Source organism: Reyranella sp. (genome assembly GCF_030651995.1).
Lineage (GTDB): Bacteria > Pseudomonadota > Alphaproteobacteria > Reyranellales > Reyranellaceae > Reyranella.
Genome location: NZ_JAUSBN010000062.1, coordinates 47,277 through 62,224 on the forward strand (window position 1 = coordinate 47,277; position 14,948 = coordinate 62,224).

At 67.3% G+C, this 14,948-nt stretch carries 7 protein-coding genes and 1 pseudogene; 5 read left to right on the top strand and 3 right to left on the bottom strand.

Annotated features, from left to right (window positions below; all coding sequences use genetic code 11):
- Window positions 1-155 precede the first annotated feature (155 nt).
- Window positions 156-1,940 (bottom strand): alpha/beta hydrolase, encoded by a 1,785-nt coding sequence (locus Q7V45_RS19375; protein ID WP_304855035.1) that lies wholly within the window; start codon window positions 1,938-1,940, stop codon window positions 156-158.
- A gap of 260 nt (window positions 1,941-2,200) precedes the next feature.
- Here Q7V45_RS19375 and Q7V45_RS19380 point away from each other — a divergent pair, with 260 nt between their 5' ends.
- Genes Q7V45_RS19380 through Q7V45_RS19390 form a run of 3 tightly spaced genes read left to right on the top strand, consistent with a single transcriptional unit; the run spans window position 2,201 to window position 6,916 of the window.
- On the top strand, window positions 2,201-4,810 hold the full coding sequence (locus tag Q7V45_RS19380; RefSeq protein WP_304855037.1) for a plasma-membrane proton-efflux P-type ATPase: 2,610 nt from the start codon (window positions 2,201-2,203) through the stop codon (window positions 4,808-4,810).
- Between the two features lie 14 nt (window positions 4,811-4,824).
- The gene (locus Q7V45_RS19385) at window positions 4,825-5,655 is read left to right on the top strand and encodes a PPK2 family polyphosphate kinase (protein WP_304855038.1); all 831 of its coding nucleotides are present in this window, start codon (window positions 4,825-4,827) and stop codon (window positions 5,653-5,655) included.
- 28 nt (window positions 5,656-5,683) lie between these two features.
- Window positions 5,684-6,916, top strand: coding sequence for an SLC13 family permease (locus tag Q7V45_RS19390; protein WP_304855040.1), 1,233 nt, complete (start codon window positions 5,684-5,686; stop codon window positions 6,914-6,916).
- A 32-nt stretch (window positions 6,917-6,948) separates the two neighbouring features.
- Here the strand turns inward: Q7V45_RS19390 and Q7V45_RS19395 are convergent, their stop codons facing one another.
- Window positions 6,949-10,119 carry an AsmA family protein gene (locus tag Q7V45_RS19395; protein WP_304855042.1) on the bottom strand — a complete coding sequence of 1,057 codons (3,171 nt, stop codon included), beginning with the start codon at window positions 10,117-10,119 and terminating at the stop codon, window positions 6,949-6,951.
- Window positions 10,120-10,365: 246 nt separating this feature from the next.
- Here Q7V45_RS19395 and Q7V45_RS19400 point away from each other — a divergent pair, with 246 nt between their 5' ends.
- Window positions 10,366-12,777, top strand: coding sequence for a serine/threonine-protein kinase (locus tag Q7V45_RS19400; RefSeq protein ID WP_304855044.1), 2,412 nt, complete (start codon window positions 10,366-10,368; stop codon window positions 12,775-12,777).
- A gap of 302 nt (window positions 12,778-13,079) precedes the next feature.
- Here the strand turns inward: Q7V45_RS19400 and Q7V45_RS19405 are convergent.
- Window positions 13,080-13,352 (bottom strand): annotated as a pseudogene (locus Q7V45_RS19405) (transposase); the annotation flags it as partial.
- Window positions 13,353-13,571: 219 nt separating this feature from the next.
- Between Q7V45_RS19405 and Q7V45_RS19410 the strand changes: the two are divergent.
- Window positions 13,572-14,711, top strand: a complete 1,140-nt coding sequence (locus Q7V45_RS19410; RefSeq protein WP_304855046.1) for a nitronate monooxygenase — start codon at window positions 13,572-13,574, stop codon at window positions 14,709-14,711.
- Window positions 14,712-14,948 lie beyond the last annotated feature (237 nt).

Here is a 14,948-nt window from a genome sequence, read left to right on the forward strand (position 1 = left end):
TTCAAGGCCGGCCACTCGTTTGTAAGTGCCGTGACATGAAGGAGATCTCAATGGGCCGTTCGATTTTGCTCTGGATGCTCGGCATTCCGATTCCGATCATCATCCTGCTCGCCCTCTTCTGGCGCTAGGCGCTCTGCCGGCCAAGTGGGCGAACGTCAGTCCTGCAGCACGTAGGTGCCTGGTGCGTCGCAGAGCGGCGCCAGCCCGGCCGAGGGATTGCCCATGTGCGGCGGCAGCTGCCCGCCCTCCGACCGTGACGTAAGCCACGCGGCGAGCGTGGGCCACCACGAGCCATCGCGCTGCGGCGCGATCGCTGCCCACGTCTCGGGATCGACATAGCGGTCCTCGGCCTTCTTGGTCATGACACGATGATGTCGACCGTCACGGCCCGGCTCGGACACGATGCCGGCGTTGTGCCCGCCAGGGGTCAGCACGTAGGTGACTTCGGTGTCCACCAGCAGGTGGACCTTGTAGGTCGACCGCCAGGGCGCCACGTGATCCCAGGTCGTTCCGACGGCGAAGATCGGCACCCTGATGTCGGTCAGTGCAATGGGCCGGCCGTCGACCTGATACCGTCCCTCCGCCAGATCGTTGCCGAGGAAAAGGCCGCGCAGATATTCCGAATGCATCCGATAGGGCAGACGCGTGGAATCGGCGTTCCAAGCCATGAGATCGCTCATCGGCTCGCGCGTACCCATCAGGTAGCGGTGCAGGACCACGGACCATACGAGGTCGTTGGAGCGCAGCAGCTGGAAGGCCCCGGCCATCTGCTTCGCATCCAGGAACCCCTGCTCCCACATCATGTCCTCGAGGAACGCGATCTGGCTGTCATCGATGAACAGCATCAGTTCGCCGGCCTCGCTGAAGTCGGTCTGCGCCGCCAGCAGGACCATCGTCTTGAGCCGTGAGTCGCCGTCACGCGCCATGGCCGCCGCGGCAATCGCCAGCAGCGTTCCGCCCAGGCAGTAGCCCAGCGCGTGCACCTGGCGCCCGGGGACGATGTCTCCCATGGCATCGAGAGCCGCCATGACGCCCAGCCGACGATAGTCGTCGAGGCCCAGGTCGCGATCCTCGGCAGACGGGTTCTTCCACGAGATCATGAACACGGTGAAGCCCTGCGCGGTCAGGTATCTTACCAGCGAGTTCTGCGCCGAGAGGTCGAGAATGTAGTACTTCATGATCCAGGCCGGCACGATCAGCACCGGCTCGGCGTGGACCTGGCGAGTCACGGGTTCGTATTGCAGCAACTCGATGAGCCGGTTGCGGAAGACGACCTTGCCGGGGGTCGCCGCGACGGTGCGCCCGACCTCGTAGGCCTCGGCGCCCACAGGCTTCTTGCCGCTGGCGGCGCGTTGCCAGTCCTCGAACAGGTGCTGCAGTCCGTCGAGAAAGTTCTGCCCGCCGGTCTCGAAGGTGCGCTGCTGGAGTTCGGGGTTGGTCGGCAGGAAGTTCGACGGCGCGAAAACGTCGAGCATCTGCCGGCACGCGAACCTGACGATATCCTCGTGATGACGCGTCACGCCGCGGACGTCGGACGTCGCGTTGTGCCACCACTGCTGCTGCAGCAGGAACCCCTGGTAGAGGAGATTGAACGGTGGATGCTGCCAGGCCTCGCCGGCAAAGCGCCGGTCCTGGGGCAGCGGCTCGATCGCCAGTGGAGCCTTGCCGGGGCGCTGCGCCTGTTGCCAGGCGAAGTCGGCGAAGCGCATCGACTTGCGCGCCATCTTGTCGATCAGCTGCAGGCGCTTGCCGGGCGCCGCCATCAGATGGGCCACCCAGTCGAGATAGGCCGCCGCGATGGCCGCCGGCGAAAGGCCCATGGTGAATCGCGCCATCGCCGCACGGAGCGCACGATCGGTGACGTCCGACAGCGCCGTGACGACATAGGAATCGCGCTCGGTCGGCGAGGTTGCGACGGAGGCACTCTCGTTCGGCACCATTTCAATCACCGCCTTCTGCAATTGCGGGGCGCACGCTAGCTGCTCGCGAACGACGGGCATTGAGACACATCAAGAGCCGGCAAACCTCAGGCGCCGGACGCGGACGCCGATGTTGGTTGGTCGCCGGGAGCCGCTGCTTTCTTGATCCAGATCATGTTCCCGCCCCATGCCATCCCAATAAGTATGATCGACCGATCATTGCTGCTCGCGCTCTCGGCCGGCGATGGCGAACAGCGGACGACGACAGCGGGGCGACCGTCATGGACACAGCCGCAACAACCGGCCAGCCCGGCAAGGACGCCGCGACCGTGGCCGATCTCGAGAAGCTTCCCATCGAGCACGTGCTTGCCGCCCTGGACACGGTTCCCGGGAGAGGTCTGTCGGCCGCGGTGGCCGACCGTCGCCTCGGCCAGTACGGTCCCAACGCCATCGTCGAGAAGGAGAAGAGCCTCGCGGCGAAGCTGCTGGGCTGCTTCACGGGACCGATCGCCTATCTCATCGAAGCGGCTGCGGCCATCTCGGCGTTCCTGGGCCACTGGGAAGACTTCGCCATCATCGCCGCGCTGCTGCTGTTCAACGCAGCCCTCGATCTGTGGCAGGACATGAAGGCCTCGAACGCGCTGGCGGCCCTCAAGAAGGGCCTGGCGCCCGTGGCCACGGTGCGACGCGACGGAACGTGGAGCCAGATCGCCGCCTCGACCCTGGTGCCGGGCGACATCGTGAAGATCCGCCTGGGCGAGATCGTGCCCGCCGACCTGCGCCTCGTCGGCGGCGACTACGCGGCGATCGACCAGTCCGCCCTCACCGGCGAATCGCTGCCCGTGGCCAGGAAGATCGGCGACGAAGCCTATTCGGGCAGCGTCGTGAAGCAGGGCGAGATGGAGGGCGTGGTCATCGCCACCGGCTCCAGCACCCTCTTCGGCCGCACCGCCAAGCTCGTGGCCGGCGCCGGCGCGGCGAGCCACGCGCAGAAGGCCATGTTCCAGATCGGCAACTTCCTGATCGTGCTGGCGCTGGCGCTGGCCGCCGTGATGGTCGCCTTTCGCGTCTATCACGACATCGTCGTGGCCGACTCCTGGAGCACCGGCGATGCGCTGGGCATCCTGCAGTTCGTGCTCGTCCTGCTGGTGGCCTCCATCCCCGTCGCCATGCCCGCGGTATTCTCCGTCACCATGGCGCTGGGCGCCCTCGCGCTGTCGCGCCAGAAGGCGATCGTGTCGCGGCTGGAGGCGATCGAGGAGATGGCCGGAGTGGACATCCTCTGCTCCGACAAGACCGGCACGCTCACCAAGAACCAGCTCAAACTCGGCGACCCGATCCTGTTCGCCGCAAGGGACGGGCAGGAGGTCGTGCTCGCCGGCGCGCTGGCCTCGAAGATCGAGGACCGTGACGCCATCGACACGGCCGTGATCGAGGCGCTGACCGACCCCGGGTCCCTGAAGGCCTGGAAGCAGACCGGCTTCACGCCCTTCGATCCCGTGACCAAGCGCACCTCGGCGCACGTTACCGCGCCCGACGGACGCGAGATCGTCGTCTCCAAGGGGGCGCCCCAGGTGATCGCCGAACTCGTCAAGGCTGACGAGAAGGCCGCTGCGGCCGTGCACAGGACGGTCGAGGAGCTGGGCGCACGGGGCTATCGTGCACTGGGCGTGGCACGCTCGGACGACGCCGGGGTGACCTGGCGGCTGCTCGGCATCCTGCCGATGTTCGACCCGCCACGCGACGATTCGAAAGCGACCATCGATCTCGCGCGCGCCAAGGGCGTGACCATCAAGATGATCACCGGCGACGATACCGCGATCGCGCGCGAGACCGCGCGGCAGCTCGGGCTCGGCACCAACATCATCGCCGCGGCCGACGCCTTCCCGAAGGACATGGACCCCAACAACGTGCCGCCGCACATCGTCGATGCAATCGAGACGGCAGACGGGTTTGCGAGGGTCTTTCCGGAGCACAAGTACGCCATCGTCAAGGCCCTGCAGGGCCGCGGCCATCTGGTGGCGATGACCGGCGACGGCGTGAACGACGCGCCGGCCCTGAAGCAGGCCGACTGCGGCACCGCGGTGTCCGGCGCCACCGACGCCGCACGCGGCGCGGCCGCGCTGATCCTGACCTCGCCGGGCCTTTCGGTGATCAACAGCGCCATCGACGAGGCGCGTCGCATCTTCGGCCGCATCACCAGCTACACGATCTACCGCGTCGCGCTCACCATGACGATCATGTTCCTGGTGGTGCTGTCGTCCATCACGCTGGGCTTCCAGCCGCTGACGGCCGTCATGATCGTCATCATGTCGCTGCTCGACGACATTCCGATCATGACCATCGCCTACGACAACACGCCGGTGTCCGAGCGTCCGATCCGATGGCGGATGGCACGCCTGCTTTCGGTGTCGGCGGTGCTCGGCCTGTTCTCCGTGGCCCAGGCCTTCGGCCTGCTGCTGATCGGCATGGAGGTGCTGTCCAACCCGGCCTGGAACGCCTGGTTCGCGCTCGACGACCGCGCCCATCTGCAGACCGCGGTGTTCCTGCAGCTCGTGGTCGGCGGGCATCTCCTGCTGTTCGTCACCCGCACGGAACGCTGGTTCTTCCTGCCGCCGTTCCCGGCAGCGCCGCTGTTCGCCGCCATTGCGGCCACGCAGGTCGTGGCCGCCCTGATGTGCGGCTTCGGCTGGCTGGTACCGGCGATCTCCTGGGAGACGATCGCGGCGGTGTGGGCCTACAATCTCGTCTGGATGGTCGTGCTGGGTGCGGTTCGCCTCGCGACGGAGCGGACGATCGACAATCGCACGGCCGGCCGCCTGCGCAGTGCGTCGATCGTGACGCAATCGCTGCAGAGCCACGTGCCCCTGCGCCCGAAATCCATAAGCTGAAAGGAATTGCCGCGATGAACTACGCACGCGAGCTGATCGTGGCGCCGGGACACAAGGTCAGGCTCAAGGACATCGATCCCGGCTTCCACGGCAAGCACGAATCCGCCGACACGGCGGCGCCGGAGATCGCCGCCTATCTCGAGAAGCTCAAGGCACTGCAATACACGCTCTATGCCGAGCGCGCCCATTCCGTGCTCATCGTGCTGCAGGGCATCGACGCGGCCGGCAAGGACGGTGTGTGCCGGCACGTCATCGACGCCATGAATCCCCAGGGCTGCGCCGTCACCGGCTTCAAGCAGCCCACGACCGAGGAACGCGGCCACGACTTCCTGTGGCGGGTTCACCGGCATGCGCCGGAACTCGGCCAGGTGGCGATCTTCAACCGTTCCCATTACGAGGACGTGCTGGTGGTGCGCGTGCACCATCTCGTACCCAAGGAGACATGGTCCCTCCGCTACGACCATATCAACGCATTCGAGAACCTGCTGGCCGACAGCGGCACGACGATCCTGAAGTTCTTTCTCTGGATCTCGAAGGAAGAGCAGCTCGAGCGCTTCAAGCAGCGGCTGGACGATCCGGCGCGCCAATGGAAGATCAGCGACAGCGACTACAGGGAACGCGAATACTGGGACGACTACGTCAGGGCCTACGAGGACATGCTGGAGCGCTGCTCGACGGCCAGGGTTCCCTGGTACGTCATCCCGTCCAACCACAAGTGGTTCCGAAACCTTGCGGTATCGCAGATTGTCTGCGAGGCCATGGAAGGGATGAAGCTGCAGATGCCAAAGCCCACCGTCGACCTGGACCAGATCCGCAAGGCCTACCACAAGGCTTCGAAGGGATGAGGGCCGACCTGAACGGGCAGCCGGCGTCATGGCCCTGACCGTTGCGATCTTCCTCGCGACCTACGTCGCGATGGCGGTGGGGCGACTGCCGGGCTTTCGCGTCGACCGCACGGGCGCGGCCCTGCTCGGCGCCATCGCGATGCTGGTGTTCGAGAAGATCGACGTCGACGCCGCGTGGGCGGCGGTGAGCTTTCCCACCATGGCCCTGCTGTTCGGCCTGATGATCGTTTCGGGCGCGTTCTCCGTCTCCGGCTTCTACGGCTGGCTCACTGCCCGTGCCGCCGCACTCAAGCTCGGCCCCGCAAAGCTGCTCGACGTGATGATCGTCACCTCGGGCGTGCTGTCCTCGATCCTGACCAACGACGTCGTCGTGGTGGCGATGGTCCCCCTGCTGCTGCAGTTCTGCGTGGCGCGCCGTCTCAACACCACGCCGTTCCTGCTCGGCTTCGCCTTTGCCGCCAATTCGGGATCGGCCGGCACCATCATCGGCAGCCCGCAGAACATGATCATCGCCCAGGGGCTGGACCTCAGCTTCGTCGGGCTCATGCGCGCGGCCATGCTGCCGTCGATCCTGTCGCTGGTCGTGATCTGGGGCGTGCTCGTGGTGCTGTACCGGGGACGCTGGATGAACGTTGACGCCGCTCCCGCGTCAACCGCCGCGGCGCCGCCACCGGTGACGCTCGACCGGGTCGAGATCGCCAAGGCCGCCGTCGTGACCGTGCTGGTGGTTGCAGCCTTCTGCCTGACCGACTGGCCCCGCGAGCTGATCGCCCTCGCCGCAGGGGCAGTGCTGCTCCTGAACCGCCGCATCGCCTCTGCCGACGTCATGAAGCACGTCGACGGCGACCTGTTCATTCTTCTGGGCGGGCTGTTCGTGGTCAATGCCGCGTTCGCCAGCACCGGCATTCCGCAGCGGATGATCGCCGATCTGACGCAATGGGGTCTTGACCTCACGCATCCGGTGGCCCTGCTGGTGGGGAGCGGCGTGCTGAGCGACATCGTCGGCAACAATCCCGCGGTCCTGCTCCTCATGCCCTATATCCAGGGCGGCAACCCGGAGCAGACGGGCGCTGCGATGGCGCTGGGAACCGCCATGGCGAGCAACGTCGTGGTGTTCGGCAGCCTGGCGGGGATCATCGTCGTGGAGGAAGCGGCCAAGCGCGGCGCGCCGGTCTCCCTGGCGGAGTTCTCCCGCGCCGGCGTGCCGGTGTCGCTGATCAGCATGCTGGTCGCGGCAGGCTGGCTGCTTCTCCTTGCCTGACACGTCGAAGTTTCCCGTCTCAGATGCCGGCGTCAGCGCCTCGGCTCGGCCTGCAGAGTCGGCGCTTCCAAGGGACCGCGCACGGACATCAAATAGTCCATCGAGCCCGGCGTGCCGGTATCGAGGGCGATCAACGCGTCCACGGCTCGTTGCCGCAGATCGAGCCGGCTTCTGACGTAGGCCGTCGCATGCGGCGCGCGGACGGTGTGTTCGTCGAAGGTGACGATGCCGCCGGCGACCTCGAAGCCGCCTCTCGTCGCGATCCAGCTCCCCACGAACCCATCGATGACGGCCGACGTGAAGCCCATCTCGGTGCTGAACAGGCTGGCCACGCCGGTCGCGAAGGAGGCGAAGGAGGCGGATCCCCGGACGACACTTGCGCGGACGTCGCCCTTGGAGACTCCGCGTCCCACGGCCGACGCGATGATCTCGTCCATCGTTTCGCCCTCCGCTTTCAGGGTGAGCCCTTCCAGGTTCAGCGTGCCCTCGAGGGCCACCGCCAACTGATCGGCGCCGAATTCGTTGGCGCGTCCGGCGACGGCAATGGCGTGCGAGATGTCGATGTCGCGGACCCCACCCCTCACTTCCACGACCGGCACGTCGCGGCGCGCATCGATCGTTGCCGTCAACTCGAGGCCAGCGCCTTCAAGGGTGCCCGCCAACCGCGTCACCTCCAGGACACCGCCGTGCAGCTTCGCAGCAAGGTCGACGGCCTCCAGGGTGAACGGTCCCCACGCGAGGCGCGGCATCGTGAGCGCCATCGTCGCGTCCAGCGCGCGCAGCGGCGCCGTCAGACTCCCGCTTCCCGGGGATGCCGACACATTCGTCCATGAGCCGCCCGCGCCCTCCTCGCTGAAGCGAGGCGCCGGTGGCAACCAGCGATCCAGCCGCAACCCGGCGGGCGCCCGCAGGGATACGGTGACGTGTGGGCGTGCGACCAGGGTCGAGGACAGCTCGCCGGACATCGCCATGCCGTCGACCTCGAGGTTGCCACGGAACGTCGCGCGCGCGGCATCGCCGTGAAAGGCGCCTTTGGCCTCGACCTCCGCCAGTTCCCGGCGCGGGCTGCCGCTGGCCGCCGCGACGAGCGCACCGATGTCGGGGCTGGCCAGGGAGAAGCGGGGAAAGTCGAAGCGACGGTCGGCCTCGAAGGAGAGCCGGCCCGCCGCCGTGATGGTGGCCCCGAGCATGGCCACCGACAGGTCGGACAGGACCGCTTCCTTCAGGGTTCCAACGGCGCGGCCCGCCACCTGGGCGGCCCCGATGCGGCCATGGACGAAGCGCGGCAGGGAGGCATAGTCGAGCATCCGGTCGGCGTCGCGAACGACGGCGCGGTATGCCAGATCGAAGCGTGGGACGGTGCCGAAGTCGGCAATCGAGCCGAAGAGTTCCAAGTGCGAACCCAGAAGCTCGTTCACGCCCACGTGCTTCAGCTTCAGCTCGTTGCCGCGAATGACGGCGTGGGCATCGACACCGTGAGCCATCTCGCCACGATAGAGCACTCTGTCGATCGTCGCCTTCAGATCCAGCACCGGCGGCGGAGGCTCGCTATCCGCCGACGGCGAGACCGGAACCGTATCGGGAGCAGGCATGAAGTCCTGCAGGGCCAAACTGCTCAGCTGGTAGGCGTCGAGGTTGAGGTTCGGCAGATGTAAGCGGCCCGTGATGACGGTCGGAATCGAGTAGGCGATGTCGGCGGTCGCCGTGCCCTGCTGGTCGTCGAGTTCGAAGGTCGCGTCGGTGACGCGGACGAACCCCTTTGCCGGCCGTGTCTTGCCGGATATCCGCAGCGTTTGCAGGCGGTCGGGCGGCAGCGATGTCGTATCGATGCCGATCCATTTCAGCGTCTGGCGCAGGTTCGTGCCTTCGACCTCGATGATGCCGTCGTATCCCGCGTGCATCGCGTCGCCTTCGAAGCCGACCCGCCGGTTCAGCCGGAACTCTCCCGGCAGCACGGCCTTCAGCGCCTGCACGTGCAGGACGTCGTTCTCGTACCGGAACGTCACGGCGACCTCGCGCACCGTGTCGAGACGATAGCGCACCGTGTCGACCTCGACGGTCAGTTGCACCTGCACCGACGGCAGGTCGTCGCCGGACGGCTCGGTCGGTTCAGCGGCCGGCCGCGCCGAACCGCCGATCGGTGCGACGAACAGCGCCTGCCCTTGCAGCCGCTCGACCCAGCGATCCGCGTCGAGATGGGCGGCCACCAGCCGTCCGCTCACCAGCAGCGTCTCTCCCCCGACGACCGCGAGACTGCCGAGGATCCGTTCGCCTGCCAGGTTGAAATCCAGATCGTCGATCGACAGCCGGTCGTCGGCCAGCTCGACATCGGCCGAAGCGGCCAGGGTGCGGACAATCGCCTCGTTCACCCGCATCGGCCGCCGGCCGGTAAGTGTCGTGACCGACTGGACGAACTCGGGCAGGAATTCGGTGTCGAACGACACGCGGCCGCGCAGCGGGTCGCGCGCCGTGCGCTCCCCGGGCCAGCCCGTGAAGACGAGACGGCCGCCCGGCACGCCGAGCGTCAGGCCGATCGGCGCATCGGCCGTCGCGGCTGTCTTCAGGTCGAGCGTGAGCGTCGCCGGGACGCCGTTGACGACGGCGGTTCCGTGCAGGTGCAGAACGCCATCGCTCGGCGCAAGCGACCCCGACAGGTGAATGGCCTGCGCTTCGAGCGGCTGGCCCGACAGGCCGGACGCATGAACGACCCGGCCGTTCCGGATCTCCAGACGCGTGAGCGCCAGACCCGGCGTGGTCGCCCCCTGCCCCGCCCAGCCTTCGGGCAGACGCAGACGCCAGTTGGGTTCACCGTCGGCCCCCGACTCCAGCACCAGGCGTGGCTCGTCGACGACGACCTGCACCAGCTCGATGCGGCCCTGCAGCAGAGCCGACCAGGACAGGGTCACCAGGATCCGCCGCGCTTCGAGCATGTGCGGCGTGACGGCGCCCGGTGCGTTGCCGAGGCGAAACTGCTGCGCCACGAGCATCGGTTGCGGCAACAGGGCGATCTCGAGCGGGCCGTCCAGAACCACCTCGCGCCCGGTGGCTTCCGCGAGAATCCCCGCGAGACGTGCCTTGTGCGGTTCCCAGTCGATCGCCCGGGGCAGGATGAACAGACCGGCGAACACAACGGCCAGACCGGCGGCGACCCAGGCGAAGGTCCGCACGAACCGTGCAACCGTCTTCAGCAAGCGGGAGAGCATCGAGAGCATCGGCGGGTGTCCGGCATCGTTTTCGAGACCACTCTATCAGGCCCGCCGGGCCAGTAACTCTTCTTGCAGGGAAGGGAGTCTGTCGACAGGCGGACCTCTCAGGCCGATGAGCTTCCCGCTTCCCGCTTCCCGCCCTTGTGCGACGAGGAATGATCGGGCACGAAGCGCCTTCCGGCCTTGTGGGCGCCATCATCAGGCGTCTGCGAGCGTTGGCTGGCCGGGGAGTAGAGCGTCGTTATGACAGAGGCACCACCCGGCGCATCCGGCTTCGTAACGGACGTCGACATCGTTGCCTTGCGGCCGGGTGCCCGGATCGGGCGTCATGAGGTGCTCGCGGTGCTCGGCCAGGGCGGCTTCGGCATCACCTATCTCGCGCGCGACAGCCAGCTCAACCGCGAGGTCGCGATCAAGGAATACCTCCCGACGTCGCTCGCCTACCGAGCCGACGGCATAACCGTGCTCCCCCGCTCGACGCGGGTCGCCGACGATTTCACGTGGGGCCGTGATCGCTTCGTCGCCGAGGGCCAGACACTCGCCAGCCTTCACCGCGCGCCCGGCATCGTGCACGTCTTCGACTTCCTCGAGATCAACGGCACCGCCTACATCGTCATGGAGATGCTCCATGGCGACACGCTCGCGGACCGCATCAAGCGCGACGGACCGCTCGATCCTGCTGCCGTCGAGCGCATTCTCTGGGTCCTGCTCGACGGCCTGGAGCAGGTGCATGATGCGGGCTTCCTGCATCGCGACATCAAGCCGGCCAACATCCTGCTCGACGCGGTGGGCAACCCCACCTTGATCGATTTCGGTGCGTCGCGCGCCGCCATCGCGGGCCGGACGACGGCGATGACGGCGATCTTCACGCCGGGTTATGCGGCCGGCGAGCAGATGACCTCGGCGAAGCAGGGGCCGTGGACCGACATTTACGGCCTGTCGGCCACCCTCTATCACGCCCTTGTCGGCAAGCCCCCGCCCAACGCCTTCGACCGCATGCTCGACGACACGTACGAGCCCTTGGTCCGGATGACCATCCCGGGCCTTCCGCCGGCCGTTGCGGCGGGCCTCGATGCCGGTCTCGCGGTGCGTGCGTCCGACCGTCCGCAATCCATCGCCGGCTGTCGCGCCGTCCTGTCCATGGGCTCGCCGGCCTCCGCCGACGCCACGCAGTTCATGTCTCGCACCGTCGATCGGGAAGCGATGCACGTCCCGCGCACATCGCCGTCCGCCCCCTCCGACAGGACGCCGGCGCCGGCGCCGAGGGCGAAGCCTCGTACGACCCTCTATGCGGGGATCGCGGCCGCGGTCGTCCTGCTGACCGGAGGCGGGTGGTTCGCGTTGTCTCCCGCCCTGCTGCCCACCACTCCTCCACCGGCCAAGGCTCCACCCACCGCGACGACGGCGCTGCAGGAAATGAAGGTGGAGGATCTCGAGCGCGCCCTGGCCGACCGGCGGGCAGCCGACGCGGCCGCCGCCGAGAAGCAGCGGTTGGTTGAAGAGGCCCTGCGCAAGGCCGAGGCCGATGCGGCCGCCAAGCTCGCCGCCGACGCCGATCTCGCGAAGGCCGAGACGGCGCGCCGGCAGGCCGAGGACGAACTGGCCCGTCTCAAGGCCGAGATCGCGGTGCGGCGCCAGGAAGAGACCCAGGCCCAGGCGCTGGCGCGCCGCGCTGAAGCCGAAGCGGCTCAACGCAGGGCCGAAGCCGAAATGGCGGCCCTGCGCCAGGCCGAGGACGATGCGCGGGCAAAGGCGGCCGCCGAGGCCGCGGCCAAGATCCGCGCCGACGAGGCGCTTGCAAGCGCGCAGGCCGAGCGTCAGGCCGCGGACGAGCAGGCAAGCCGGAAGGCGGCCACCGCAGCGAAGGAGAAGGCCGAGGCTTCGGCGAACCAGCTCGCCGCGGCCGAAGCGCGCGAGAAGGCCGAAGCCGACGCGGCGGCAGCCCAGAAGAAGACGGCCGAATCGGCCGAGGCTGCGTTGCGGCTGGCGCCTGCCGATCTTCAGCGCCTCCAGCTTGCGCTCACGTCACTGGGCTTTGACACCAGAGGCACCGATGGCGCCTTCGGTCCTCGCACCCGCGAGACCATCGCGGCCTGGCAGAAGGCGCGCGGCCAGTCCTCGACCGGCTTCCTCACCGCGGCGCAGCAGCAGGCGCTGCTGCGCGAAGCGGCGCCGGCGCTTCAGAAGCACGACGAGGGCCTGAAAGGAAAACAGGAGGAAGCCAGGCAGAAGGACGAGGAAGACAGGAAGCGGGCCGAGGCCGATGCGAAGTCAAAGGCAAAGGCCGGAGTCGCGGCGGCATCGTCGCAGCCTCCCGCCGCCGCATCGCCCGGTCCTGCCGCGCCGCCCGTGTCGGCTGCGCCGAGCGCCTATGACGGCCAATGGGTGGGCAGCATCGTGCCACGGAACGGCCCGGTGCAGCATATCACCGTGCAAATTCGAAACGGTGCGGGCAGCACGACCCGGCACAACATGCGCTGCCACGGCGACGTGACCTTGTCGCTCGCGATCCGGCCTGACGGAAGTTACACCGCGCTGGTCGATGGGATGGATTCGCAGTGCGTGAAGATCAGCGGGAGCTTCGCCGGGGCCGTGGAGGCCAACCAGATCGTCTTTACCTCAGGCCAAGGCACCAAGTTCGCGCTGCGGCGCTGAAGACAGTGCTGTCATCGCAGGGCGCCACGCGTGCTCAATGGCCTGCGTTGGCCAAGGCTGACCACGTTCAGCAGCGCAAACAATCGCCCGGCGAGGTCCGTTTTGTCTTCATTCTCGCCGGTGGCTTTTGGCGTGCCGGAGTGGTCAAAGGAGAGAACTGGTCGGTCGTCCTGCAACTCCTCTGAATTCGAGGAGTTCCAGGATTCGATCAACCTCTACGTTTGCACCCGGCAGGAACAGTTCGACAGGAATTGTGGGCCGCACGCGGTCGTGTCTTGGAGCGTGGCGTAGCTGATCGCCGGTCATGAAGATGAGCCCGGGGTTGAGCCAGATCGGTCAGTCTGCCTCGATGGGCAGGGCGATGATTCCATCATGATGTAGCGGGCGCGCTGGACGGCCCACTCGACGTTCTGTTCGAGCAGGAATGCGCCGACGAAACGGGTTATGGCGGCTTCGTTGAGGGAGATGCCGACGACCTCTGTGCGGCGCCTGATTTCGCCATTCAATCGTTCCAGCGGGTTGGCGCCGTGCAACTTGGTACGGTGCTGGGGCGGGACGCTCTTGTAGGCCAACACCGGTTGCCGACTCGGCTGACGCGCGCTTGGTCAAATTCAAGACGCTGGCTGGTTGCGCCCCGCGAGCATCATCGTGACAATGCCTCGCAGTTGGCACCCTTGGCGAGCCCGGTGTGTCGGTCGCGGACATGGCGTACCGGGCCACCTCGAGCGCGCCAGTCCAACCCCAACGCAAGGCTTTCTCGGCCACATCAATATCCTATCCAGGGGGAACGTCGGATGAAGTCTGCTTTGTGCAGGAAGCTCGGAATCGAGTTTCCCCTGTTCGCCTTCAGCCATTGCCGCGACGTCGTGGCCGCGGTGTCGAATGCCGGCGGCTTCGGCGTGCTGGGCGCCGTCGCCCACACCGCGGAGACCCTGGCAATAGATCTCAAATGGATTGACGAGCACGTAAACGGCAAGCCCTACGGGATCGACCTGCTGATTCCCAACAAGATGGAGGACAAGGAGGGCGGGCTGACGGCGGCTGACCTCGAGGCCCGCGTGCCCCCTGAGCATCGCCGACATGTCGCCGGTCTGCTCGCCCAGCACGGCATCGATACCGCCGATCTGTGGTCTGCCGGGCAAGGCGGCCACGACTATACGGACAACATGCGGGAAGGCGGCGCGGCTCGCCTTCTCGACGTCGCCTTCAGCCATCCCATCAAGCTGTTCGTGAATGCCCTGGGCGTGCCGCCGCCTTCGATTATGAAACGGGCCCGCGACAAAGGCATCCTGGTGGGCGCCCTCACCGGCGCCAGGGAACATGCGATCAAGCACGCCGAGGCCGGGGTCGACATTCTCGTGGTCGCCGGCACCGAGGCAGGCGGGCACTGCGGCGAGGTCTCGACCATGGTGCTGGTACCCGAGGTGCTGCAGGCCATCGAGGACTACAAGGACATCCACGTTCTGGCGGCCGGAGGAATCGCGACCGGGCGGCAGATGGCGGCGTGCATGGCCATGGGCGCCGACGGCGCCTGGACCGCCTCGGTCTGGCTGACGACGGCGGAGGCCGAGACGACCCCGACGGTGAAGAAGAAGATGCTGGCGGCGACCTCCCGCGACACCGTGCGGTCGCGCAGCCGGACCGGCAAGCCGACGCGGCAGCTCAGGTCGGCCTGGACCGACGGCTGGCACGGCGGGAGCGCCCCCGATCCGCTGCCGATGCCGCTTCAAGGCCTCATCAGCCGGCCGGCGCTGGCCAGGATCGACAAGCTTGCCGCCAGCGGTCATGAGGGAGCCCAGCGGCTCGCCACCTACTATGTCGGCCAGGCGGTCGGCCTCATGAACACCGAACAGTCGGCGCGTTCGGTCGTCTACGACTTCATGAAGGACTATGCCGACGCCGCGCAGCGCCTGGCGGGCACGCTCGAAACCTAGAGTCCTTCCGCACGAAGTAGAATCACTTTCCTCCCCATTCAAATGCAGGAGTGTCCGGGGAAAGATTGAAGAGGATCGGCAAATCGCCAGCAGCGGCAACGACACGTTACAATCCAGGGAGTGTCCGACTCAGGACCCCGAGTCTGGTCCAGCCGGCCCTATTTGTACGCACTTTGTCATCCCGAGCGCAGCGAGGGACCTTTGTCGGCGGCTCTAAAGGTCCCTCGCTGCGCTCGG